The 22,748-nt window shown below is 58.3% G+C and carries 20 protein-coding genes and 1 tRNA gene; 8 read left to right on the forward strand and 13 right to left on the reverse strand.

Features of this window, described 5'->3' with window-relative positions:
* Position 1: 1 nt before the first annotated feature.
* From CWM57_RS11415 to ecpR, 6 genes are all read right to left on the reverse strand, one after another.
* On the reverse strand, positions 2 to 712 hold the full coding sequence (locus CWM57_RS11415) for a fimbria/pilus periplasmic chaperone (RefSeq protein WP_012542735.1): 711 nt from the start codon (positions 710 to 712) through the stop codon (positions 2 to 4).
* Positions 681 to 2,324 (reverse strand): fimbrial adhesin EcpD, encoded by a 1,644-nt coding sequence (gene ecpD / locus CWM57_RS11420; protein ID WP_061155624.1) that lies wholly within the window; start codon positions 2,322 to 2,324, stop codon positions 681 to 683. The genes CWM57_RS11415 and ecpD overlap by 32 nt, the downstream gene beginning before the upstream one ends.
* Positions 2,314 to 4,839, reverse strand: a complete 2,526-nt coding sequence (ecpC, locus tag CWM57_RS11425) for a fimbrial usher EcpC (protein ID WP_074386777.1) — start codon at positions 4,837 to 4,839, stop codon at positions 2,314 to 2,316. Before ecpC ends, ecpD begins: the two co-directional genes overlap by 11 nt.
* A gap of 25 nt (positions 4,840 to 4,864) precedes the next feature.
* Positions 4,865 to 5,533 carry a hypothetical protein gene (locus tag CWM57_RS11430; protein ID WP_061155626.1) on the reverse strand — a complete coding sequence of 223 codons (669 nt, stop codon included), beginning with the start codon at positions 5,531 to 5,533 and terminating at the stop codon, positions 4,865 to 4,867.
* Between the two features lie 58 nt (positions 5,534 to 5,591).
* Entirely contained in the window at positions 5,592 to 6,179 is a 588-nt protein-coding gene (ecpA, locus tag CWM57_RS11435) for a common pilus major fimbrillin subunit EcpA (RefSeq protein ID WP_012542737.1), read from the reverse strand.
* Positions 6,180 to 6,254: 75 nt separating this feature from the next.
* Complete coding sequence (gene ecpR / locus CWM57_RS11440; protein WP_061155628.1) at positions 6,255 to 6,797, reverse strand: ECP biosynthesis operon DNA-binding transcriptional regulator EcpR; 543 nt, start codon at positions 6,795 to 6,797, stop codon at positions 6,255 to 6,257.
* 843 nt (positions 6,798 to 7,640) lie between these two features.
* Here ecpR and phnC point away from each other — a divergent pair.
* The 4 genes from phnC to phnE (CWM57_RS11460) all read left to right on the forward strand — a co-directional run bounded on the left by phnC (position 7,641) and on the right by phnE (CWM57_RS11460) (position 11,265).
* A complete protein-coding gene (gene phnC, locus CWM57_RS11445) occupies positions 7,641 to 8,483 on the forward strand; it encodes a phosphonate ABC transporter ATP-binding protein (protein WP_012542738.1) in 843 nt (280 codons plus the stop codon).
* 22 nt (positions 8,484 to 8,505) lie between these two features.
* On the forward strand, positions 8,506 to 9,444 hold the full coding sequence (gene phnD / locus CWM57_RS11450; RefSeq protein WP_032691132.1) for a phosphonate ABC transporter substrate-binding protein: 939 nt from the start codon (positions 8,506 to 8,508) through the stop codon (positions 9,442 to 9,444).
* A gap of 67 nt (positions 9,445 to 9,511) precedes the next feature.
* Positions 9,512 to 10,384 carry a phosphonate ABC transporter, permease protein PhnE gene (gene phnE, locus CWM57_RS11455; RefSeq protein WP_038422156.1) on the forward strand — a complete coding sequence of 291 codons (873 nt, stop codon included), beginning with the start codon at positions 9,512 to 9,514 and terminating at the stop codon, positions 10,382 to 10,384.
* On the forward strand, positions 10,381 to 11,265 hold the full coding sequence (phnE, locus tag CWM57_RS11460) for a phosphonate ABC transporter, permease protein PhnE (protein WP_100676217.1): 885 nt from the start codon (positions 10,381 to 10,383) through the stop codon (positions 11,263 to 11,265). The genes phnE (CWM57_RS11455) and phnE (CWM57_RS11460) overlap by 4 nt, the downstream gene beginning before the upstream one ends.
* 440 nt (positions 11,266 to 11,705) lie before the next feature.
* Here phnE (CWM57_RS11460) and CWM57_RS11470 read toward each other — a convergent pair whose 3' ends face one another.
* Positions 11,706 to 12,371, reverse strand: coding sequence for an HAD family hydrolase (locus tag CWM57_RS11470; RefSeq protein WP_023322122.1), 666 nt, complete (start codon positions 12,369 to 12,371; stop codon positions 11,706 to 11,708).
* A 94-nt stretch (positions 12,372 to 12,465) separates the two neighbouring features.
* Positions 12,466 to 13,335, reverse strand: coding sequence for a DMT family transporter (locus tag CWM57_RS11475; protein ID WP_100631405.1), 870 nt, complete (start codon positions 13,333 to 13,335; stop codon positions 12,466 to 12,468).
* Between the two features lie 411 nt (positions 13,336 to 13,746).
* Here CWM57_RS11475 and CWM57_RS11485 point away from each other — a divergent pair, with 411 nt between their 5' ends.
* Positions 13,747 to 14,313 (forward strand): NlpC/P60 family protein, encoded by a 567-nt coding sequence (locus tag CWM57_RS11485; RefSeq protein ID WP_004222859.1) that lies wholly within the window; start codon positions 13,747 to 13,749, stop codon positions 14,311 to 14,313.
* A gap of 44 nt (positions 14,314 to 14,357) precedes the next feature.
* Here the strand turns inward: CWM57_RS11485 and phoE are convergent, their stop codons facing one another.
* On the reverse strand, positions 14,358 to 15,410 hold the full coding sequence (gene phoE / locus CWM57_RS11490) for a phosphoporin PhoE (RefSeq protein ID WP_049163779.1): 1,053 nt from the start codon (positions 15,408 to 15,410) through the stop codon (positions 14,358 to 14,360).
* A gap of 289 nt (positions 15,411 to 15,699) precedes the next feature.
* Here phoE and proB point away from each other — a divergent pair, with 289 nt between their 5' ends.
* The 3 genes from proB to CWM57_RS11505 all read left to right on the forward strand — a co-directional run bounded on the left by proB (position 15,700) and on the right by CWM57_RS11505 (position 18,256).
* Complete coding sequence (gene proB, locus CWM57_RS11495; protein WP_008805306.1) at positions 15,700 to 16,803, forward strand: glutamate 5-kinase; 1,104 nt, start codon at positions 15,700 to 15,702, stop codon at positions 16,801 to 16,803.
* 10 nt (positions 16,804 to 16,813) lie between these two features.
* Complete coding sequence (gene proA / locus CWM57_RS11500; protein ID WP_008805305.1) at positions 16,814 to 18,067, forward strand: glutamate-5-semialdehyde dehydrogenase; 1,254 nt, start codon at positions 16,814 to 16,816, stop codon at positions 18,065 to 18,067.
* Positions 18,068 to 18,180: 113 nt separating this feature from the next.
* Positions 18,181 to 18,256: transfer RNA gene (locus CWM57_RS11505), tRNA-Thr, on the forward strand.
* Between the two features lie 718 nt (positions 18,257 to 18,974).
* Here CWM57_RS11505 and CWM57_RS11510 read toward each other — a convergent pair.
* From CWM57_RS11510 to CWM57_RS11525, 4 genes are read right to left on the reverse strand one after another with little or no spacing between them, the layout of a single operon-like run.
* Positions 18,975 to 19,718, reverse strand: a complete 744-nt coding sequence (locus CWM57_RS11510; protein ID WP_100631404.1) for an ABC transporter permease — start codon at positions 19,716 to 19,718, stop codon at positions 18,975 to 18,977.
* Complete coding sequence (locus CWM57_RS11515) at positions 19,715 to 20,905, reverse strand: ABC transporter substrate-binding protein (RefSeq protein WP_100631403.1); 1,191 nt, start codon at positions 20,903 to 20,905, stop codon at positions 19,715 to 19,717. The genes CWM57_RS11510 and CWM57_RS11515 overlap by 4 nt, the downstream gene beginning before the upstream one ends.
* Positions 20,889 to 21,689 (reverse strand): ABC transporter ATP-binding protein, encoded by an 801-nt coding sequence (locus CWM57_RS11520; RefSeq protein ID WP_008805294.1) that lies wholly within the window; start codon positions 21,687 to 21,689, stop codon positions 20,889 to 20,891. The genes CWM57_RS11515 and CWM57_RS11520 overlap by 17 nt, the downstream gene beginning before the upstream one ends.
* Positions 21,686 to 22,744 (reverse strand): acyl-CoA dehydrogenase family protein, encoded by a 1,059-nt coding sequence (locus tag CWM57_RS11525; protein ID WP_074386783.1) that lies wholly within the window; start codon positions 22,742 to 22,744, stop codon positions 21,686 to 21,688. The genes CWM57_RS11520 and CWM57_RS11525 overlap by 4 nt, the downstream gene beginning before the upstream one ends.
* Between the last annotated feature and the right edge of the window lie 4 nt (positions 22,745 to 22,748).

The following is a 22,748-nucleotide window of genomic DNA, read 5'->3' on the forward strand; positions in this document are numbered from 1 at the left end:
CTCACTCCGCGGGGCGGGGCTTCACCGGGCAGGTATCGCTGATCTTAATAAATTTGTCGTTATAAACCAGATAGTGGTTCCCCGGCTGGCGCAACGCCGGCTGGCGAACCACGTCGCCAGGACGCAAATACCACGCGTCCCCCTCCTCTTCGGTCGAATCGCATCCGGGTTTAATCAGCAATTTAAACCAGGTATTACCGGTGTTGCTCACCGTCCCGGCCACCTTATCGAAAGACCATTTAAACTGCACCTCGCGCGGGCGCACCACCAGAATGGTATCCATCACCACCACCGGCTCCATGCTGACCTCGCCGCCGGTCGGGCTGCGCCTCGTCAGGTTACGGGTGGGGATTTCGCGAAACGAGACCCGATAGTAGCGCTCGCGGTTATCCCGCGGGCCATGATAGTAAAATTTGAAGTACTCGCTCTCACCTGCCTGCAACACCAGCTGGCGGGGGGCGAACAGCAGCTCACCATCCACCGGCCGGGAGCGTACTTCGCTGCCGCCCGGGCGATCGATGGCGCTGATGGCGATGCGGTACAGCCGCGCGCTTTTATTGTTGTTGACCACCCGTTTGCTGGCGAAATCCGCTTCGGCCGGCAGGGAAAAGGTCAGGTTGCCGACCGAGATCGCCTGCGCCAGCGGCGCTGCCAGCAGGCAGCCCACCGTCAGCAGGGCCTTAGTTAATGTTGCGCCACGTCGCCTGGACATGAATCTCTCCTGAAGCGCTGACTTCGCCAAACCAGCCGTTATCGTCTACCGTCCGCAGCGAAATGGCGTTATCCATCGGAATCGAAAATTTCACCGTGGTCTTATCCATCTGCCCCACTTCGCCGGAGATATCGGTCCATGGCGTGGTCAGCCACAGCGCATCGGTCATATCCCGCCAGCTGTCATCGCACCCGGCATCGTAGGTCTGCGTCGCCCCGCTGCGGGTGATAAAAGAGAGCGTCGCCGGGAACGGCACTTTCGCCGTACCGTCATCGGAGCTAAAGAGACAGTAGGAACGTCCGCCAATCACCTGCGCCGGTCCGGTCACCTTGATCAGCACTTCATCGGCGGCCGTTTTACCGCTGGTGGTGACGATGTAGCCGAAATCGAGCGCCGGTTCGCCGCTGCCGACATACCCCTCGCGCGACGGCGCCGAGGTATATTCGTCGGAGATAATGCTGATGCTGAAATCACGGGGTTTGATAATCAGCGTATTGGAGGTGGAAAACTCATACCAGCCTGACTCCGGCGAGGTGGTGTTCTGAAAGCGAAAGTTGAACAGATCCTTGGTGTTGATATCGCTGATCCCGAGGTTCACCATCTGCTTAAAGAAGTTGCTGGAGAAGAAAACATAGATTGAGTCTGAGCTCTTCATCTCGTTGAAGGTGTAGTAATAAGCGGTATTGCTCACCGGCTTCCATGAGCTGCCGTTGAGGCTGAACTGCATATCGTACGCCCCGACGGCCGAGGCCAGCGACGAGTTGGCGATCGCCGGGAAAATATGGATCGAGGTGTTGCTTAAGCCGTTGGTCTGCAAGGTATAGTTCACCATCTTACAGCTTAATCCTGCGCGGCTGCCGATGGTCTGCGTCTGGCAGTCGGCGTTCCCTTCCCCCAGGGTCGGCACGCCGTCGCTGTTGATAAACACCTCCGCCAGCGAGTGGGTATTAATCAACCGCAGGTTCGCCGCTTTGGTGTGGGTGACGTTGCGCACATACCAGTTACCGGAGGCCTGATCCTTACAGCGCGCACCGCTGCTGGCATCGTAGTTCACCGAGGTCTGGCAGGCATTGATGGTCATCGTAAAGCTGCCGCCGACCGGCATCTGCTGCAGATACTGATAAAACGCGTCCGACATCATGCCGTGCATCCACTTCGCGCCGCCGCTGGTCACCGTCGCGCCATAAAACCCGCTGGCGTCGGTGGTTTGCGGCAGGATCAGGCTGGTGGCCATATCGCACCCGGCGTACCAGTTGATGCAGCGCAGCCCGGTTAAGGGGTGCGAAACCGGCGAGTTTTCCAGCCACATATCAAACTTCCAGTTGGCATTGAGCCCGGTGTTGTAGCCGTTATCGATATAGCCGAGGCTTTGCTGATAGATGGTGCCGGAACCGGTGTATTTTAAGCCGGTCCAGCGGTTAGCGCCGGTCAGGCGCGGATCCAGCGCCCCGCCGGGGGTGACGAAAAAGTTGTCGTCGGAGTTGTTTTCAACAAACACAAACTCGCGCGCCGGCGCATCCGACCAGGTGGTCTTGGACACCGCCGCTCTGAGCGCGGCTGCCGGCCAGAGTAGCGCGAGGATCGCCAGCGCCATCAGTGCATTAACTTTCATTCTCTTCTCCTGTCTGCTGCACTACCGCCCACGACGAGAGGCCGCTGCAGACCACATCCCCGACCCAGACGGCGCCGCGCGCCTGGCTGAGCTCCAGCGCCACTTCGCAGGTTTTATTGCCGCCGTAGCTGAAATCGATAGTGGGGTATTTCTTATCCACGTCCATGACAAACTCGCCGTTTTCATCGGTCCGGGTACGGCCGATATGGTTGTTAATCCGCGCATTCGCCAGCAGCGTGCCGTCTTCTGCACGAATACGACCGGAGACGGTGACCATCTGCTTCACCTCTGGCTCAATCACCGCGACGTTGCCCGGATAGAGAGTCAGATGACTCTTGCGCCCACTGACGATGTCGTAACTGTCGAGCGAGTTTTTGCTGTTCTGTAGCTCCACCTCATAGCGACCATAGGGAGAGAGCGGCAGGTAGTTACGTTTGCCGCTGAGCGGGAAAATCCGCCCGTTAACCCTGGCGCTGATCTGACCATCGTCCTCCAGCCCGGTGTTGAAAATCACCCCGGCGTTACCGTCGGTTCGTCCGCTGGCGGCGATGTTTTTGCCCTGCCAGCCGACGCTGCCGCTGGCGGTAAGGTTGGTGTTGACGTAGCCGTCCGCCGCGCTGTTGACGTTCAGCGTGCCGCTGGCGTAGCGGGCGTCGAACTGGGCATACGCCCCGCCGCTGAGGGTTTTGTCATCCCCGGTATCGCCGGAGATGGCTCGCGACAGATTGGCGCCGATGGTGCGAATGGTGCCTTCATCAAACTGCTTACGCGCTGAGAGGTTAGCCATGGTGTAGCCGTTCTGATGGGTCATCCCGGCGCTGAACCAGTTGCCCAGCGGCAGCGAGAGATCGAGGGCGATATATTTCCCGGTGTTGGCGCTGCTGTCGCCATTGTTATAGCGCTGGATCCCCGCCCGCAGACCAAGCGATCCAAACGCGCCGCTGTAGACCGTCTGATAGTAATCCGCGGTGTAGTAATGACTGTTGTAGCGGCGGTCATCGTTGTAGCTGACGCTGAACGTCCCCAGCTTCGACCACAGCGCGTTGAGGTTGAGGGTCCCGCCGATCGCCCGGTTGTCGGCATCGCTACGCCGCAATTGATCGCCAATGCGGGTTCTCTCCTGGTTGACCCACACTGAACTGAAGCCCCCCGGCAGCGTGGCGCTGATGCTGCCGACGCTGCTCCAGGAGCTGTCGCTGGCCAGCATATTCTGCAGGTTAACGTTGATCGACTCGCCCAGCGGCAGCGTCAGGCGGGTTTCCCCCACCGCCTGATTGTCGTAGCCATAGCCCGTTGCCGCCCAGCTCAGGGTACTGAGCGACCCGGAGGTCGAGAGGCCTGCCAGCCAGCTCTCTTTTGCCGGCCGGGTCTTTTTGCCGCTTTCCGACCAGCGATCCATATGGAAACTGCCGCCCCATACCTGCCACGCCAGCGGCGCGCCGATGCCGCGTCCCCGGCTGAACAGCTTATTGACCCGCTGGGTGCGTTTGCTGACCACCCGACCGTTGACGATCACCTCCACTTCCACGTCGTAAATACCGTACGGCAGGCCGCGGGTATCCACTTCGTGGTTGCCCATGGCGAAGTTCTGGACGCTCAGCAACCGGCCGTCACGGGTGAGATGCACCTCGCCCGCCGCCGGTAAAAAGGCAATCACCGGCGTGGCCGACTGGCTGCTGTCGAAGACGGTGGAGCTGGCCTGATTTCCCCAGGAAAGGCCGTAAATCTTGCCGGCCGAAATAGCGGTCATCGGTCCCAGGGACTGCAGGTTCCAGGTGTCGAGCATCCCACCGGCAAAACGGTGGCCGGCGAAATCGCGCTCATACATGGCCTTATATAATTCGCTGTCCTGCTGACCACTGCCGATCCCGTACAGCGAGCCGTCGAGCACCACGTGATGCTCCCGCAGCGCCGTGACGTTGTTCAGCGACAGGTAGCTGGAGGTGTTGCTCCCGCCATTGCGCATCTGGTTGTTATAGACGCCGAGGTTATAGCTCAGGTTGCTGCTGAGAGTGTTCACGCTGGACTGACCGATATCTTCGCTGCGTGAGCGCAGCACGGTGCCCAGCGCCTCGCGCTTGACCACCAGCTGCAGCAGCAGCTGGCGCAGGCTGAGATCCAGCTGCGCGCTGTCGGTCAGGGGAATGGTGAGTGCCTCGCTGAACGGGGCATTGGCCAGGCCGATCAGCTGCTGTCGGGTCTGTTCGCTGACGCTGGCGTTCCCCTCGCTCTCCTCCAGTTGGATCTGCCGGACGCGTAGCTGGCCGTCGTCCAGCCAGATAAAGGCGCTGCCGATCCGCTGATCGTCCCGGGTGTCCTGGCTGCCGGCAAGATGAATATAGAGCGGGACGCTCATACCGTCCTGCAGCGCCCGACTGAAGGCCTGCGGAATAATCACCCCACCAATCTGCTGGGCACGTACGGCAGCAGCGCTGGCGTCGGGCTGAACGAACAAAAAGATCATGCCGAAGGCAAGCTGCGTTTTCAGTCCTGGGGAAATCCGTCGTAGAGGCATCGTCGTTATCCATCTGCACAACTGTCTATTTCACGGGAACAAACTGCTCACCCTGCCAAAGCGCAACCCGTCCTTTTTTATTCGCCGTGTCCACCTGCGTAAAACGGCGCGATTTACCCGGCATCAGGTAGTAATTCTCTTTACACTCCTTACCGTCGGCGGCCTTCAGGCAAGGGCCGTAGGCGAGGATCCGCAGCGTCGCATTCCCGGTGTTGGTCAGGGAGCCGTTGGCGTACTGAAAGCGGTAGTTCACCTGGCGTGGCGCCACCACCAGGATGGTGCCGATGCGGGCGGACGCCGTCGCTACCGCGCTGCGGTTGGCGTTATCGCGCTGGGCATCGCTGAGTGCCTGATCGAACCAGACAATGCGGTAGTAGCGCTCTTTGTCGTCCGCCGGGCCTTTATAAAAGAAGCGGATAACATCGCTGGCCTGGGCGGGTAGCAGCAGGCTGGCGGGGGTGAGCAGCACCTCATCCGGTTTATCCATCGGGATAACCTGCCCGTCGTCCAGCGGGGAAGAGAGCCGTTCGAGATGGATATTGATCAGTCGACCGCTGTCTGTGCTGTTCTTGATCGTTTTGCTCAGCGTGCTGCTGCCGCTGTTCATAAAGGATGAAATATCGCCGACATCCAGCGCCTGCGCCGGCGACACCCCGGCAAGCAGCAGCCCGAGGGCCAGAAGGTGCTTTTTCATAACAATTCCGTCCGTGAAAAAAGCAGGGGGAGCCCCCCCTGCTGGTGCATCAGAAGGATCAGCTGGTCCAGGTGGCGTCGAACTGGACGCTGACGTCGCCGCTCCAGATCCCTTCCGGCAGGGTGCTGTAATCGGTCACTGCGGTAGTGCCGTTAGTGGTGCCGCTGATGATGGAGAAGGTGAAACCATCCTGCGCGGTGGTACGGCCGCTGGCGTTGTAGCCATTTGCCAGCGCGCTGAGGTTGCCGCCCAGTACGCCGTTAGCGGTATCGATCATCACGGTATCTGCGGTTTTTTCGACCGCGGCGCCGTTATAATCCACACCCACGCTCAGCGTGGAGCCGGAGGTATCCAGCTGGGTTAAGGTGTTAGTGATAAGGCGCGAGGTCAGCTTAAAGGCGGTCGCCGTTGCGTCACCTTCAATCGCCACGTCAAACAGACCTTTCTGCGAGTTAAAACCTTTAATGCCTTCGGCGTACTGGAACGCCAGGCTGCCGAGCGGGGTCACAACCAGCTTGCTGGTGGTGTCTTTTTTAGCGGTCGCCGACCAGGTCGCAACAGCCTGAGCCGTTACGTCAGCAGCCTGCGCCACACCCATACCGGTAAACGCTGTTACCAGAGCTATTGCCAGAACCTTTTTTTTCATCGCTTTTTCATCCTGAGTTGAATTAAGGACATGATGTCCCGGTGAACCATTTAAAAAAACAAACTTGCCTGGGTGTTACTGAACTAACTTATATATTTTGGAATACAGTTTGGCCTCGGCATTGCGCCGATGGGTATATACTGTCTTCACGCTACAATTTTCAATTCTGGCGATCGATTTCGGCTGCATGCCCTGGGCGGTCATGCGGATAATTTTCATTTCGCGGTCTGTAATTTTATCTTTCTTAATATCTTTACGGAGAAATCTGCCATTAATGACGTAAGCCAGTTCTTTTCGAATATCGCGGCTCAGGCCAACATATACCACACCGCGAATATTGCTATTGTAATACCAGTAATTTGCTAAGGCTTCTGATTTCCTGGCCGCAATCAATACGACCTGTTTCCCCTTTACCGCGGATAGCCATTCGCTATCGCGCCTGATAAATTCGTTTAAAGAAGCCGTATTGAGATTGATAAAAACAAAATCTTTTCTGATTTTTTCCAACGACAGATAAATTAATTCGTCGATATCCATAATCAGTTCGGATAGCCCTTTATAGAAGTAGGAGTCATGGGCAGACCAAATGTACTTATCGGAACAGCATTTATATTCCATATAGTTTTTAACCTCATAGTCCTTGAAGTAATCATTTTTACAACTTCACTGTTTGCCAGGCCTACAAAGTTAACTGGCGTATTCGCTTCCTTTAATAAATCGCCATTAAATAAGACACACATTACTTATCAATATTTGATAAGCCGGGTTTAATTTTAATTATTTTCGGCATGGGTTGAATTTAAGTTTTTTCCTATGGAGTGTCAACACGCGGGCAGGCAATCAATTTCGTGCCTGGGTCAATATTTACAAAAACTGAAAATATCGGATTTTTGAGAAGATGAAAAAGACATTTATTTTCATGAGGTTATTGACAATATAACCCTCAATTCTTACTTGTGCTTTATATTACCCAGGATCTTCGCCCTATTATGTTAGGAATATTCTTAATGGTGCACCGGATGGAGTTATCAAATAGACTAAATTTATATAAAAATAAAGAATATAAATCTGGAAATTAGCAATAACCAGGATGATTCACCAATACATAAGACCAATGAATAGATTAACCTGCCGCACAAAATAGTTATACATATGTTAATTCTGCGGAATGATGAATGCTAAACAAAGGCAGACGCATTATCTATTCGATTAAACAGACCTCATTAGCAAGATAAAACGAGTTTTGCCGATGGGTTCCTGCCGTCACGGGTGCACCTGCCTCTGCGTCCCCCGAAAGCATAGCCGCTTTTCAAGGCTTCGCCAGCGGCCAGCGAGCCGCGCGGTCGGCCTGTCATCCCCGCCCTTTCCCGCCTGTTCACGGTTTGTTCGCAATACCGTCATCGAAATTTCATATAAAGACCTATTAATAGTGCCCAGTTAATGACGAACCTGGACACTCTTATGAACAGCTCTCTTGCCGCGGTGGCCGAAACTGATTTCCAGCCGTTCACCGATCTCGATGCAGGCCTGCAGCGGAAGGTCTTAAGCGTGCGTAACCTGACTAAAGCCTATCATGCCCAGCACAAGGTGCTGGACGGCATTAGCTTTGACCTGCACGCCGGCGAAATGGTCGGGGTCATTGGTCGCTCCGGCGCCGGCAAATCGACGCTCCTGCATGTCCTTAATGGTACGCACAGCGCCAGCGGCGGCGAAATTCTTAGCTATCCGGAAGTCGGTATGCCACACGATGTCTCAAAGCTGAAAGGCCGCTCACTCAACGCCTGGCGCAGTCAGTGCGGGATGATCTTTCAGGACTTCTGCCTAGTACCGCGCCTCGACGTGCTCACCAACGTCCTGCTTGGCCGCCTCAGCCAGACTTCAACCCTGAAGTCGCTGTTTAAAATTTTCCCCGCCGCCGACCGGGCGCGCGCCATTGCGCTGCTCGAATGGATGAACATGCTGCCGCATGCGCTGCAGCGGGCGGAGAACCTCTCCGGGGGACAGATGCAGCGGGTGGCAATCTGCCGGGCGCTGATGCAAAACCCCGGCATATTGCTGGCCGACGAACCTGTCGCCTCGCTGGATCCGAAGAACACCCAGCGCATCATGGATGTGCTGCGCGAGATTAGCGAGCAGGGCATCAGCGTGATGGTGAACCTGCATTCGGTAGAGCTGGTGAAGGCCTACTGCACCCGGGTTATCGGCGTCGCCAGCGGCCAGCTTATTTTTGACGATCACCCCTCCCGGCTGACGCAGGATGTGCTGCAGCAGCTGTACGGCGATGAAGTTAGCCAATTGCATTAATTTCACTCACACGGGCAACATAATGAAAAAATATATGACTGGCGCAGTTCGTTTATCCGCAGTGGTCGCGGGCATGATGATGGCATGGCAGGCGGCGGCAGCGCAGCCGAAAGAGCTGAATCTGGGCATTCTCGGCGGCCAGAACGCCACCCAGCAAATCGGTGATAACCAGTGTGTGAAGACCTTCCTCGATAAAGAGCTGAACGTGGATACCAAACTGCGTAACTCTTCCGACTATTCCGGGGTGATCCAGGGTCTGCTGGGGGGCAAAGTCGACGTGGTGCTGAGCATGTCCCCCTCCTCTTACGCCTCGGTTTATATCAATAATCCGAAAGCGGTGGATATCGTCGGCATTGCCGTGGACGATAAAGATCAGTCTCGCGGCTATCACTCCGTGGTGATCGTCAAAGCCGACTCCCCGTACAAAACGCTGGACGATTTAAAAGGTAAAGCGTTCGGCTTCGCCGATCCTGACTCCACTTCCGGTTATTTGATCCCTAACCATGCGTTTAAAGAAAAATTTGGCGGTAACGCCGACAACAAATACAACAATACCTTCTCCAGCGTTACCTTCTCCGGTGGCCACGAGCAGGACATCCTCGGCGTGCTGAACGGCCAGTTCGCGGGCGCGGTCACCTGGACCTCGATGGTTGGCGATTACAACACCGGCTACACCACCGGCGCGTTCAACCGTCTGATTCGCATGGATCATCCGGATCTGATGAAGCAGATCCGCATTATCTGGCAATCGCCGCTGATCCCGAACGGCCCGATCCTGGTGAGCAATGCGCTGCCGGCGGACTTTAAGGCGAAGGTCGTGGCGGCAGTGAAAAAACTGGACACCGAGGACCACGCCTGCTTTATCAAAGCGATGGGCGGTACCCAGCACATCGGTCCGGGCAGCGTGGCTGACTTCCAGCAGATTATCGACATGAAACGCGAGCTGGTGAGCGCGCGTTAATCCTGCCTCAACGCCGCCTGCTTGCCTCCAGGGTGAACGGCGGCGCTACGTTGAAGATCCCCGACGCATGAAGACGACCCACACCGAATTTGAACGCTATTACCAGCAGGTACGCTCGCGGCAAAAGCGCGATACCGTCTGCTGGTCGTTACTCCTGCTGGCGCTCTATTTTGCCGCCGGCAGCGCCGCAGAATTTAATCTGCTGACCATCTGGCACTCGCTGCCCCACTTCTTTGACTATATGGCAGAGACCATTCCGCCTCTGAGTGCCGGCAACCTGTTCGCCGATGTGCAGACCAAAGGGTCGCTGGCCTGGTGGGGCTATCGCCTGCCGATCCAGTTGCCGCTCATCTGGGAAACCCTGCAGCTGGCGCTGGCCTCGACGCTGGTGGCGGTCGCCATTGCCACCGTCTTCGCGTTCCTCGCCGCCAACAACGCCTGGACCCCGGCGCCGGTGCGCTTTGCCATTCGCGTACTGGTGGCGTTTTTACGCACCATGCCCGAGCTGGCGTGGGCGGTGATCTTTGTCATGGCGTTCGGCATCGGTGCGATCCCGGGCTTTCTGGCGCTGATGCTGCACACCGTCGGCAGCCTGACCAAACTGTTCTACGAGGCGGTGGAGAGCGCGCAAAACAAACCGGTACGCGGCCTGGCGGCCTGCGGCGCGTCGCCGCTGCAGAAAATCCGCTTCGCCCTGTGGCCGCAAGTGAAACCTCTATTTCTCTCCTACGGCTTTATGCGGCTTGAAATCAACTTCCGCTCGTCAACCATTCTCGGCCTGGTGGGCGCGGGCGGCATCGGTCAGGAGCTGATGACCAACATCAAACTCGACCGTTACGATCAGGTGAGCATCACCCTGCTGCTGATCATTCTGGTGGTGTCGGCGCTGGACATGCTGTCCGGTCGTCTGCGCCTGTGGGTACTGGAGGGAAAAAAATGAGCATCTGGCACATGCAACCGGATATCGCCGCCAGCCGTCGGCAGCATAAGCAGCTCTATCAGGTCCAGGGGCGCTACCTGCGCTACGTCGGGCTGGTGGCGCTGGCCTGCGTGCTCTATTACGTCTGGTTTTTTCTGCAGTTTGGCATCAGCGGCGAGCAGCTGACCACCGGTCTGCAGCAGATTGGCCGCTACCTGGCGCGGATGTTCGTCTGGCACGACTTCTGGAACTGGCCGTTCGGCTATTACTTCACGCAAATCGGCATCACCCTGGCTATCGTCTTCGCCGGGACGCTGACCGCCACGGTGCTGGCGCTGCTGCTCTCCTTCTTTGCCGCCCGCAACATCATGCGCGGCATGGTGCTGGGGACCCTCGCTCTGCTGATGCGCCGCCTGTTTGATGTGCTGCGCGGGATCGATATGGCTATCTGGGGGTTGATTTTCGTGCGCGCGGTAGGCCTCGGGCCGCTGGCCGGGGTGCTGGCGATCATCATGCAGGACACCGGTCTGCTGGGACGGCTGTACGCGGAAGGACACGAAGCCGTGGACCGCTCCCCCGGACGCGGGCTGACCGCCGTGGGCGCGAACGGCCTGCAAAAGCATCGCTTCGGCATTTTTACCCAGTCGTTCCCGACCTTCCTCGCCCTGAGCCTGTATCAGATTGAATCCAACACCCGCTCCGCGGCGGTGCTGGGCTTCGTCGGCGCCGGCGGTATTGGGCTTATCTATGCCGAGAACATGCGCCTGTGGAACTGGGATGTGGTGATGTTTATCACCCTGCTGCTGGTGGCGGTGGTGATGATCATGGACACCCTCTCCGCCTGGCTGCGCCGTCGTTATATCGGCGGCGCCGCGGTGCCGCTGTATCAGGGCGGACGCTAGCGCGCCTTTGCGCCGGATGGCGGCTTCGCCTTATCCGGCCTACTCGTCCGGCTCTGACTGTCTCCAGGCCCGGCAAACAACTGCGCCGCCGGGCGATGGCATCAGGCACGGAGCTGCTTTTATGCCGGGTGGCGGCTGCGCCTTACCCGGCCTACAACCCCAAATCACCGCCGAGCCTGGGGCAACTGAAACTGCCGGTGCTGGCGGCCTCAACATCGCTGAGACGTTCCCTGCCCATGGAAAAAAGAATGCAGAAAAATTAACCGGGAGCGCAATCTGCCCGGAAATAACACAGGAGTGGTAGCCCTGCTAAGCGCAGCGCGAGCAGGGACATCTCCGGTTGCGCCGATATTTCGCCGGGTGGCGGCTGCGCCTTACCCGGCCTACAGAGCTTATCCGGCCTGGAACAGCTGAACCCGCAGAAGCATTTATCCGCTCCGCTATTCCAGCCGCCAGCTCAGCACCGGCCAGCCGTATCCGGCACCCGCCGCCTGCAGCTGCGGACAAGGATTGACCAGCCGCACGCGATCCGCATGCAGGCACAGCGGCAGATCGTTAATGGAATCGGTATAGAAAGTCACCTCGCCGTCATACTGCGGATGCGCCTCGCGCCACTGCGCCAGACGCGCCACCTTCCCCTGCTGATAGCTGGGGATCCCGGCAATGACCCCGCTGTAGCCGCCGTCGACCATCGCCACGTCAATGCCCAGCGCCTGATCAATCTCCAGCGCGGCGGCCACCGCCTGCACCAGCAGGCTAACCGAGGCGGAGATAATCAGCATCTGCTCCCCCTCGGCCCGCAAACGACGAATGAGCTCCCACGCCTGCGGATAGACCCGGGGCAGGATCGCCTCGCGCACGCAGCGGGCCACCAGCGCGTCAACGTCCGATTTCGGTATTCCGGCCAGCGGCGCCTGGATCAGAGCCACATAATCGGCGATATTCATCTCTCCCCGGTCATAATCCGCCATTAGCCGCGCCTCGCGGGCAAGATACCCCTTCTGCGTCGCTAATCCTTCGCGAACCATAAACTGGCTCCAGACCGTACTGCTATCGCCCTGTATCAGGGTGTTGTCGAGATCGAAAATCGTCAGCGTGTTGCCCATCTGCTTTCCCTTGTTGATCAAAATAAGCTGCCGGGAGCATGCGTAAAAAAGATGACAGGAAAATGAACCGGACGCCGCAGCGCCCGGCTCACCATCAGCCGGCGCTGACCTTCGTGGTGCGGAACACCAGCACAATCCCACCGATGATCGCCACCATACCGACCATCGCCGCCGCCGGCAGCCGGTTGCCCAGCAGCAGATAATCCAGCAGCGCCGTGATCGCTGGCACCAGATAAAAGAGGCTGGTGACATTGACAATATTTCCCGCGCTCAGCAGACGATACAGCAGCAGCTGGGCGACCACCGAAATCAGCAGCCCGAGAAACAGCACCGGAATAATCAACCCGGCGTTAACGGTAAACTGGAAGCCGCTGACCGGGGCAATCAGCAGGCACAACCCCAGACTGACGGCGTACTGCAGCGGCAGGACATCCGCCGGCGCCTGACGGCTGCGCTTTTGCCACAGCGCGCCAGAGGTCATCAGCAGCAGAGCCGCTAGCGCAAACAGGATCCCCACCATCGCCATCGGCGAGGCCGCCAGGCTGCGCCACACCAGCAGCACCAGCCCCGCCAGGGCAATCAGCAGTCCTGACAGCCGCCGCCCCTGCAGGCGACGCTCCACCACGCAAAGCGTGAGGATGGGCTGGATCCCCATGATTGTGGCGATAAGTCCCGGCGTCACACCGTTAGCCATCGCCTCGAAGTAACAGACCGAATAGCCGCCAATCAGCATCAGGCCGGTGGCCGCTGTCTGCAGGCGGGTGCCCGGCGCAGGCAGCCAGCGCCGACGGGCGATGGCCAGCGGCGTCAGCGCGACCAGGGCAATCAGAAAACGAAAGACCAGCAGCGCCATCGGCGAAGCGTTGTCCAGTCCCCAGCGGGTGAAGATGGCCGCGCTGCCCCACAGCAGCACAAAAATGGCCGTTGTCGCCTGCGAGGCGAGCAGAGAATAGCGAACGTGCATAGCATGCTCCAGAACGTCAAACACAAGGTATCAAGCGTCATACCGGCAGGTAAGCGCCTGCTAAAGACGGCGTTAAGCGCCGAAAACAACCCGGTCTGGAGGGGGAGGCGGTGGGCAGAGCGTGGTGAAGCAATGATGAGGCGCAGACGTCATCCACCCCGCGTCGAAAGCGGCGCCGGGCAAAGTCTCACCAGAGATGGCGTAATGCGTCATGGAATGCCTCGTCAAATGTTTAATCAGAATCCTGGCACAGGCCGTTCGGAAGTGACAACTGCCTTTTATGGGTGATCTCTCGGCTGGTTGTTTATTTTTAATCGTAAATAAACGTAAAGGCGGCCTCGGCTTATTCAGCCGTTCTTTTTAATCGGCTATAAAACAAAGCAGTCTGCTTGCTACTTCGAAAATAACGATATGAAGCCAAAACTGACGCATGCTCTCTTTTTAATTCCTTTTTTGTTGTTGGCAGGATGCTCCTCCTCACCGAAACAGGCAAAGAACACAAAATCTCATGCGGATATGACCATTGACGGCGGATCGGACGATCTGATCCCGGTGGTGGCGGCCCTGCATGACCAGATGCACACCTGGCAGGGTACCCCCTATGAATGGGGCGGTACTGAACAAAGCGGCGTCGACTGCTCGGGTTTCGTCTGGCGCACGCTGAAGGATCGCTTTAACCTGCCGATGGAGCGGATCACCACCCGCGAGCTGTTGCACATGGGCGTGCGGGTCAATAAGCGCGATTTACGTCCCGGCGATCTGGTTTTCTTCCGCACCCGGGCCGGGATGCACGTTGGCTTTTACGATACCGATCATAATTTCCTTCACGCCTCGAGCAGCCAGGGCGTGATGCGCTCTTCGCTGGACAACCCTTACTGGGAGTCGGCGTTCTACCAGGCGCGCCGTTTGCCGAAGGAGTATAACGCGCAGATCACCATGAACAGCGACACCCTGCATCTGGCGAAGAATCGCCGCTAAAAAAAAGCCGCAGCCAGGGCTGCGGCGGGTGGTTCTGCGGTTAATCAGAACTGGTAGGTCATGCCCAGCGCGACGATGTCGTCATCGTTGATGGCGAGTTTGTTATCGCTTTTCAGCTGGTTGATTTTGTAATCCACGAAGGCGTTCATGTTTTTGTTGAAGTAGTAGGTCAGGCCCACGTCAATGTAGTTAACCAGATCTTCGCTACCCACCCCTTCAATATCTTTCCCTTTCGACAGCACATAGCCGAGGGACGGACGCAGACCGAAGTCGAACTGATACTGCGCCACCGCTTCAAAGTTCTGCGCTTTGTTGGCAAAGCCGCCGCTGATCGGGGTCATTTTGCGGGTTTCAGAGTACATGGTCGCCAGGTAGATATTGTTGGCGTCATATTTCAGGCCGGTCGCCCAGGCTTCCGCTTTGGAACCCTGACCACGGGACAGCAGGTTCTGCGCATCGGTACGGTCGGAGCTAGTGTAGGCCGCGCTGACGGCGAAGTCGCTGCCGCCGAAATCATAGCTTAATGAGGTACCAACGCCGTCGCCGTTCTGTTTCTTCGCTTCACGGCCTTCGTTTTTACCCTGGTACTGCAGGGTCATATCCAGACCATCCACCAGACCGAAGAAATCGGTGTTGCGGTAGGTCGCCAGGCCGCTGGCGCGTTTGGTCATAAAGTTATCGGTCTGGGCAGAGGAATCGCCGCCGAATTCCGGGAACATATCGGTCCAGGCTTCCACGTCGTACAGGGCGCCAAGGTTACGACCGTAGTCAAAGGAGCCGTAGTTCTTCAGCTTCACCCCGGCGAATGCCAGACGGGTTTTTTGACTGGAGTCGCTCTCGGTTTTGTTACCGGAGAATTCAGATTCCCAACGGCCATAGCCGGTCAGGTCATCGTTAATCTGCGTTTCGCCTTTAATCCCGAAACGCACGTAAGTCTGATCGCCATCTTTGCTGTCATAATCGCTGAAGTAATGCATGGCTTTGATCTTACCGTACACATCCAGCTTGTTAGCGTTCTTGTTATAAACTTCCGCTGCCTGCGTCGCCGTTGAAGCCACAAAGCCCATCATCATTAATGCCAGAGTACTCTTTTTCATTATTCAGTCCTGGTGATTTATTTATACGCGCTATTCAATTGCGGGCACTCGCCCATCAAAAACAGGAGTTTTTTTAACGCCGGGATATTAAATATTTATGACAATGTGGAACTTTTTATAAAAAAGAGTATTTAAATGTATCTGACATATTTTTGTCACATACCCTCTCCAGAATGCCCGATCCCGCGCAATAAAATGGCGCGCCCGCCGCCCCGGGTGTTGGCAAGCGGGCCGACTCCTGCTACAACATCAGCTCGATATCGATATTCCTTTTGAACGGCAGAGAATCATGAGTGAAAGCCAGACGCTGGTGGTAAAACTGGGCACCAGTGTTTTAACAGGCGGGTCCCGTCGCCTGAACCGCGCCCATATCGTCGAGCTCGTGCGCCAGTGCGCACAGCTGCACGCCATGGGACACCGTATTGTCATCGTGACCTCCGGGGCCATTGCCGCCGGGCGCGAGCACCTTGGTTACCCGGAACTGCCCGCCACCATCGCCTCCAAGCAGCTGCTGGCGGCGGTGGGACAAAGCCGTCTGATCCAACTGTGGGAACAGCTGTTTTCTATCTATGGCATTCACGTTGGCCAGATGCTACTGACCCGCGCCGACATGGAAGACAGAGAACGGTTCCTCAACGCCCGCGACACCCTGCGCGCGCTGCTGGATAACAGCATCGTCCCGGTCATTAACGAAAACGACGCTGTCGCCACCGCGGAAATCAAAGTGGGCGATAACGACAATCTCTCCGCACTGGCCGCGATCCTCGCCGGGGCGGATAAGCTGCTGCTGTTAACCGACCAGCCAGGCCTGTTCACCGCCGACCCGCGTAGCAACCCGCAGGCGGAGCTGATTAAAGACGTCTACGGCATCGACGACGCGCTGCGCGCCATCGCCGGCGACAGCGTCTCCGGACTCGGCACCGGCGGCATGGGCACCAAGCTGCAGGCCGCGGACGTCGCCTGCCGTGCGGGGATTGATACCATTATCGCCGCCGGCAACCGTCCGGACGTCATCGGCCACGCGATGGAAGGCCTGCCGGTGGGCACCTGCTTCCACGCTCAGGAGTCTCCGCTGGAGAACCGTAAGCGCTGGATCTTCGGCGCCCCGCCGGCCGGTGAACTGACCGTCGATGCGGGCGCGACTCAGGCGATCCTCGAAAGAGGCAGCTCGCTGTTGCCAAAAGGCATCAAAATCGTCAGCGGCAACTTCTCCCGCGGCGAAGTGATCCGCATTCGCAATAGCGAAGGACGCGATATCGCTCACGGTGTCAGCCGCTACAACAGCGACGCGCTGCGCCTTATCGCTGGCCAGCACTCGCAGCAAATCGATGCCATTCTGGGCTACGAATACGGCCCGGTGGCCGTCCACCGCGATGATATGATCATCCGTTAAGGAGCTGAAAATGCTGGAACAAATGGGCATTGCCGCCAAAGCGGCCTCCTGGCAGCTGGCGTTACTCTCCAGCCGGGAAAAGAACCAGGTACTGGAAAAGATCGCCGATTATCTGGAAGCGCAGACCGACGATATTCTGCGCGCCAACGCGGAAGATTTAGCCGAAGCTCGCGCCAATGGCCTGAGTGAAGCGATGCTTGATCGCCTCGCGCTGACCCCGGCGCGTCTGAGCGGCATCGCCAACGATGTGCGCCAGGTGTGCAATCTGGCCGATCCGGTCGGCCAGGTGATCGACGGCGGGCTGCTGGATAGCGGTCTGCGTATTGAACGTCGCCGCGTCCCGCTGGGGGTGATTGGCGTGATTTATGAAGCGCGACCCAACGTGACGGTCGACGTCGCCTCCCTGTGCCTGAAAACCGGCAACGCGGCGATCCTGCGCGGCGGGAAAGAGACCTGGCGCACCAACGCCGCCACGGTGAAGGTGATCCAGCAGGCGCTGCAGGAGTGCGGTCTGCCGGCCGCCGCGGTACAGGCCATTGAGAGCCCGGATCGCGCGCTGGTGGGCGAAATGCTGAAGATGGATAAATACATCGATATGCTGATCCCCCGCGGCGGCGCTGGCCTGCACAAGCTGTGCCGCGAGCAGTCAACGATCCCGGTGATCACCGGCGGGATTGGCGTGTGCCATATCTTCGTTGATGAAACCGCCGAGATCGCCCCCGCGCTGAAGATCATCGTCAACGCCAAGACCCAGCGGCCGAGTACCTGCAATACCGTGGAAACGCTGCTGGTGCACCGCAACATCGCCGACACCTTCCTGCCGGCGTTAAGCAAGCAGATGGCCGAGAGCGGCGTCACCCTGCACGCCGCCCCTTCCGCCCTCCCCGCGCTGCAGAACGGCCCGGCGAAGGTCGAGCCGGTGAAAGCGGAGCAGTACGACGACGAGTATCTGTCGCTGGATCTGAACGTCAAAGTGGTGGCTGATATGGATGAGGCTATCGCCCATATCCGCGAGCATGGCACCCAGCACTCCGACGCCATCCTGACCCGCACCCTGCGTAACGCCAACCGCTTTATCAATGAAGTGGACTCTTCCGCCGTCTACGTGAACGCCTCCACGCGCTTCACCGACGGCGGCCAGTTCGGCCTCGGCGCGGAGGTGGCGGTCAGTACCCAGAAGCTGCACGCCCGCGGCCCGATGGGACTGGAAGCGTTAACCACCTATAAGTGGATTGGTTTCGGCGACGATACCATTCGTGCGTAAATGAGAACGGGCGATGCAAAAATAGGCAGTTGATTCCACTGGCTATTGACGCATCGCCCGCTAAGTTCTAACCTTTTGCCTCGTGATTCACGCTCGTGAACACCTCTTGCAGGGCCGATATAGCTCAGTTGGTAGAGCAGCGCATTCGTAATGCGAAGGTCGTAGGTTCGACTCCTATTATCGGCACCATTTCAATCAAAAAGTTACATAAGCCACTGTCTTTAAAAACCTGTTTGGGGTTACGCCTGGGTTACTTTTTCCCCCGCAACCAACGCACTTAAGCTCACTGTTCTTATCGCTGAACCAGGGCATCAAAACTGCCATACACTGTTCTGGATAGAGACCCCCACGATGCGATGTTTAAAAAGACTGTAGCTTCGATATGAAGTGTCTTATGGCATGCATACGCTTTTATATATCCAGCCTGAAAAAATATTTTTTATAAAATATCAATAAATTAATAGCATTTCATTTCTTAAAAAAACGTTAAACATGTTTAGAATTGTTAAGGTTAAAATCGAGTTTTTATCACAGGAACGCTCTCTCTTGTATCTAACAGAAGAGTTAGGGTTTCGAAGAGGTTTATTGCCTGATCAGGTTTCAGAGGGACCGCCAGAAAGCCGGTCCTGTAAGAGAGTCATTTCAGCTCCAGCGCTGTTATAACATGGTAATAGCCTTCCTGTGTTTAGAGCGCCGTTGCTTACACAAAGCGGATAGTTCGGGGTCAGTCCAGCAGGCTTGCCGGGCTATATCTGTGGGAAGGTACAGCCTCGAGTTCAGATGCGTACGCCGCAAGGTGGCTGGGCTGACCCAATCCATGCAAGCACCGTCCCTGATTTCCATGCCGATGGGCTGGTACGCTACGGCATGCCGAGAACATTCGCCCTCGGCAGGGGGTTAAGGGCGATCAGGCGCTAACCGTACGGATAAAATACCTGGCCAGCCAGTCCATCAAAAAGCCGATCGCGCCAATAGTCACAATCACCGCCATCAGGGCGGAATAATCCAGCCGGTCGCGAGCATCAAGGATGGCATATCCCAGCCCTGAGCTGACCCCCAACATTTCACAAGGCACCAGCACAATCCACAGGATGCCGATGGCCAGCCGGACGCCGGTGAGAATATGGGCGCGAACACCGGGCAGAATAATATGCCAAAGCGTTTCCCGGCGCGTCGCGCTCAACGAACGGGCCAGCAGCAGCCAGCCGGGCGGCAGTTGCCTGACGCCGCTGGCGGTATTGAGCAGCACCGGCCACACGGCGGCAAAGCTAAGCAAGAACCAGATCGGCCGATCGCCGATCCCCAGCAGCATCACGGCGACGGGCATCCACGAGAGCGGCGAGATCATGCGCAAAAACTGCAGAGCCGGCATCGCCAGGCGTTCGCTTGCCGCCGAGCAGCCCATCAGCAAGCCGCACGGGATACCGACGATCAGCGCCAGCCCCAAGCCAACCGCCACCCTCGACAAGCTGATGGCAATATTGCGCGCCAGCTCCCCCTGGGCAAGCATCTCCTGAAGGCTACGCAAGGCGTTTTCCGGCGCGAATAGCCCGGCCATTCCGCCGGCAAAGTGAGTGATTGCCCCCCAGATCAGCAGCAGCAGCGCCAGACCAGGCAGCGCCCAGCCAATACGGATTAAAATCGGTTTCATGGTGCGATCGTTTCCTCACGGTCAAACTCGCCGTCGGGAAGACCAAACGCGGTCATACCGCCGGCGCGGACGATACTTTGACGCACAAAATCCGACGCTACCAGATCGGCGGCGACTTGCTGCCCGTTGAGTCGGGCGAGAAAATCGCTATTGCCCTCCATCACCGTCTGCTTTAGCTGGTCGGTGAGCGATGCGAAATAGCTGGCGTACGGCCATGGCTGGAAATCAATCCGCTGCTGGTGCCACGCATCGTGGCGGATAGCGCCGTCCTTTTGCCAGCTAGCCTGCATCGCTGGCGTCGGCAACAGCACCTGGCGAAGCACGTCGGCGTCGTGTGGGGTATAGCGATGTTCATCGCTGTGCGACAGCAATTGGGCCGTTTCCGCCCGGTGCTGGCGGATCCACTGCTGGGCGTTAACCAGCGCGTCGGTCACGCTCTGGCTCCATGCCGGGCGCATGCTGAGATCGCTTTCGTGCATCATGACCACGCAGCAGGCGTGGTTTTGCCAGACATCGCCGGTAAAGCGCAGGATCCGCCCGACATGGCGTGTTTCGGCTAGCGCGTTAAAGGGCTCAGCGACGATAAAACCCTGAATCTGCCCGGCCGCCAGCGCGGGCACCATATCCGCGGGTGAAAGTACCAGCAGGCGAACCTGTTTTTTCCCCGGCGCGCCGGTGACTGTCTGCAGCCCGGCGCTGCGCAATATTTGCTGCAGCACCACGTTGTGTATTGAGTACCAGAAAGGTACGGCGACGGTTTTCCCCTCCAGCTCTTCGACGCGGCTAATTTGCGGCGCTACGGTCAGCGCCGAACCGTTGGTATGGTTCCAGGCCACCACTTTGGCCGGCAGCTTCGCCTGGTAGCGCGCCCAAATCGTTACCGGCGAAAGCATATGAATCACGTTCACCCGGCCGCCGATAAACGCCTCTGTCAGTTGCGACCAGCTGCGGAACATCACCGGACGCTCGGCCTTCACCCCGGCCTTGTCGAACAGGCCCAGCCCGTGCGCCACCAGCAGCGGCGCCGCGTCGACGATCGGCAGATAGCCGACTCTGACCGGCGCGTCCGGTTCAGCGGCGGCGCGCGCCTGCTGTTGCATTACCAGCGGTAGTGCGGCTCCAGCGCTCAGCAGCGCGCTCAATTTCAGAAAGTCGCGGCGCGACATCGCATCACACATCAGGCACATAGCGTTTCTCCGCATCGGTATCCGCGCGCACATCACGCAGTTTCTTCAATATGTCCAGCCGCAGGGCAGCGAGCGCCTCCAGCGCATTATCACGCGGATGCGGGATCTGCGGGCGCCATTCGCCCATCAGGCGGCCCGGAGCGCCGCCCAGCAAAATAACTCGGTCCGCCACCAGCAGCGCCTCATCAATGTCATGGGTAATCAGCAGCGCCGACATCCGGTGTTGATTCAGCACGGCGATCAGCAGCCGCTGCATATCATGGCGGGTGACTTCATCCAGCGCGCTAAACGGCTCATCAAGCAGCATCACTTTCGGCCGCCGCGCCAGACATCGGGCTAGCGCCACGCGCTGTGCCATCCCGCCGGAAAGCTGGGTCGGTAGCTTGCTGAGATGGGTAATCAGACCGACCGACGCAATCGCCTGCCGCACGCGTTCCTGACGTTCGTGCGCCTCAAGCCGCGGCTGATGGCGGAAATCGAGGCCAAAAGCGACATTCTGTTCCAGAGTGCGCCAAGGCAGCAGCGTGGGGTCCTGGAAAGCCACCGAAAGGTGGGGATGCGGGCCGTCCAGCGGCTGGCCGAGGTAGTTCACCTCTCCAGCCAGCGGCTTTTCCAGCCCGGCGAGGATCCGCAGCAGGCTCGACTTCCCGACGCCGCTGGCTCCCACTACGGCGACAATTTCATTTTCCGCCAGCGAAAAGTTGAAATCCTGCAGCAGGCGGGTCGTTGCCTGCCCGCGGTGATACCCCACCTCAAGGTGGCTGGCATGCAGTAACACGCTCATGCCGGCAGCCTTGCCAGCTGCTGTTTCAGCTGCACAACACTGGGGGTGACCAGCGGAAGGAAAGCACATTCGCGCCAGCGGCGCGCGGTCCGATCGCCCTGCGGCGATAGATAGGCCCGCCCTCCCGCGAGCATGAGTTCCAGCTGTATGCCGTTTATCGCCAGTTCGACCAGCCCGATACGTAGCCGGAACAGTTCACCGGGCTGCTGTACAAAGCGCTGGCTTTCCACACCGGCGTAAAGGTCGCTGCGGATCTGGCGATAGCGCTGTGCCAGCGTCTGCCATTCCCCGCGCAGCACATGGCCGTCGCTTAATCGGTCGCGGCACTCGTCAAGAATACATTCGGCCAGCCCTAGCGCCATGCCGCACTGCAAACCGAGAAAACGCGGGCGCACCGCGGGCAAAAACGTCCGGGCGGCAGAATGGATCACCCCGTCTTTTTCCAGCGCGACATCGTCAAAGTGCAATGCCGCCGTGGCGCTGCCCTGCATCGCCATCAGCGCAAGATCGGCAGAGCGCGACACGCCGGCAAGGCCGGATCCGATGCTGGCGATGAACGGTTCACCGCCGCCAACAGGCTGAACAACCGTCACCGCCTGGAAACCGCGGTTTTGTAAATTGGTAACCCAGTGAAGCTGCCCGGAGAGCCGCCAGCCCCCCTCCCCGTCAGCTACGCCGCCGATCTGCAGCTCTTCGAGCCCGGAGAGGAATTTCATCGCGTTGGATAAACCCGTCGCCCCCGCCAGCTGGCCGGCCAGCAGATCGGGCAATATGCGATCGCATAACGCGCTCTGTGGCGCCTGCGTCAGGATGTCGATGTAGGTACGGTGTCCCCAAAACATAAACGCCGCCGTCAGCGAATGGCGGGCCACCGCGCTAATGGCATCAATCGCATCCAGCAGCGTACCGCCGCTGCCCCCGAGCGCCGGCGCGATCCCGATACGAAACAGGTTCGCTTGCGCCAGCTTTAGCAATAACGCGTGGCTAAGTTCACTGGAACGGTCGAGTTCCGCCGCCCGGTCGTCAAGCCACTCGCGTAATGAATGATGTAGCATGCGT

This window comes from Klebsiella sp. G-Nf4 (assembly GCF_002810615.1).
GTDB classification, from domain to species: domain Bacteria; phylum Pseudomonadota; class Gammaproteobacteria; order Enterobacterales; family Enterobacteriaceae; genus Klebsiella; species Klebsiella variicola.

Bases quoted from the DNA above. Each gene is read 5' to 3' on its own strand.
- CWM57_RS11415 (WP_012542735.1), bottom strand. From the start codon at position 712: ATGTCCAGGCGACGTGGCGCAACATTAACTAAGGCCCTGCTGACGGTG.
- ecpD (WP_061155624.1), bottom strand. From the start codon at position 2,324: ATGAAAGTTAATGCACTGATGGCGCTGGCGATCCTCGCGCTACTCTGG.
- ecpC (WP_074386777.1), bottom strand. From the start codon at position 4,839: ATGCCTCTACGACGGATTTCCCCAGGACTGAAAACGCAGCTTGCCTTC.
- CWM57_RS11430 (WP_061155626.1), bottom strand. From the start codon at position 5,533: ATGAAAAAGCACCTTCTGGCCCTCGGGCTGCTGCTTGCCGGGGTGTCG.
- ecpA (WP_012542737.1), bottom strand. From the start codon at position 6,179: ATGAAAAAAAAGGTTCTGGCAATAGCTCTGGTAACAGCGTTTACCGGT.
- ecpR (WP_061155628.1), bottom strand. From the start codon at position 6,797: ATGGAATATAAATGCTGTTCCGATAAGTACATTTGGTCTGCCCATGAC.
- phnC (WP_012542738.1), top strand. From the start codon at position 7,641: ATGAACAGCTCTCTTGCCGCGGTGGCCGAAACTGATTTCCAGCCGTTC.
- phnD (WP_032691132.1), top strand. From the start codon at position 8,506: ATGAAAAAATATATGACTGGCGCAGTTCGTTTATCCGCAGTGGTCGCG.
- phnE (WP_038422156.1), top strand. From the start codon at position 9,512: ATGAAGACGACCCACACCGAATTTGAACGCTATTACCAGCAGGTACGC.
- phnE (WP_100676217.1), top strand. From the start codon at position 10,381: ATGAGCATCTGGCACATGCAACCGGATATCGCCGCCAGCCGTCGGCAG.
- CWM57_RS11470 (WP_023322122.1), bottom strand. From the start codon at position 12,371: ATGGGCAACACGCTGACGATTTTCGATCTCGACAACACCCTGATACAG.
- CWM57_RS11475 (WP_100631405.1), bottom strand. From the start codon at position 13,335: ATGCACGTTCGCTATTCTCTGCTCGCCTCGCAGGCGACAACGGCCATT.
- CWM57_RS11485 (WP_004222859.1), top strand. From the start codon at position 13,747: ATGAAGCCAAAACTGACGCATGCTCTCTTTTTAATTCCTTTTTTGTTG.
- phoE (WP_049163779.1), bottom strand. From the start codon at position 15,410: ATGAAAAAGAGTACTCTGGCATTAATGATGATGGGCTTTGTGGCTTCA.
- proB (WP_008805306.1), top strand. From the start codon at position 15,700: ATGAGTGAAAGCCAGACGCTGGTGGTAAAACTGGGCACCAGTGTTTTA.
- proA (WP_008805305.1), top strand. From the start codon at position 16,814: ATGCTGGAACAAATGGGCATTGCCGCCAAAGCGGCCTCCTGGCAGCTG.
- CWM57_RS11510 (WP_100631404.1), bottom strand. From the start codon at position 19,718: ATGAAACCGATTTTAATCCGTATTGGCTGGGCGCTGCCTGGTCTGGCG.
- CWM57_RS11515 (WP_100631403.1), bottom strand. From the start codon at position 20,905: ATGTGCCTGATGTGTGATGCGATGTCGCGCCGCGACTTTCTGAAATTG.
- CWM57_RS11520 (WP_008805294.1), bottom strand. From the start codon at position 21,689: ATGAGCGTGTTACTGCATGCCAGCCACCTTGAGGTGGGGTATCACCGC.
- CWM57_RS11525 (WP_074386783.1), bottom strand. From the start codon at position 22,744: ATGCTACATCATTCATTACGCGAGTGGCTTGACGACCGGGCGGCGGAA.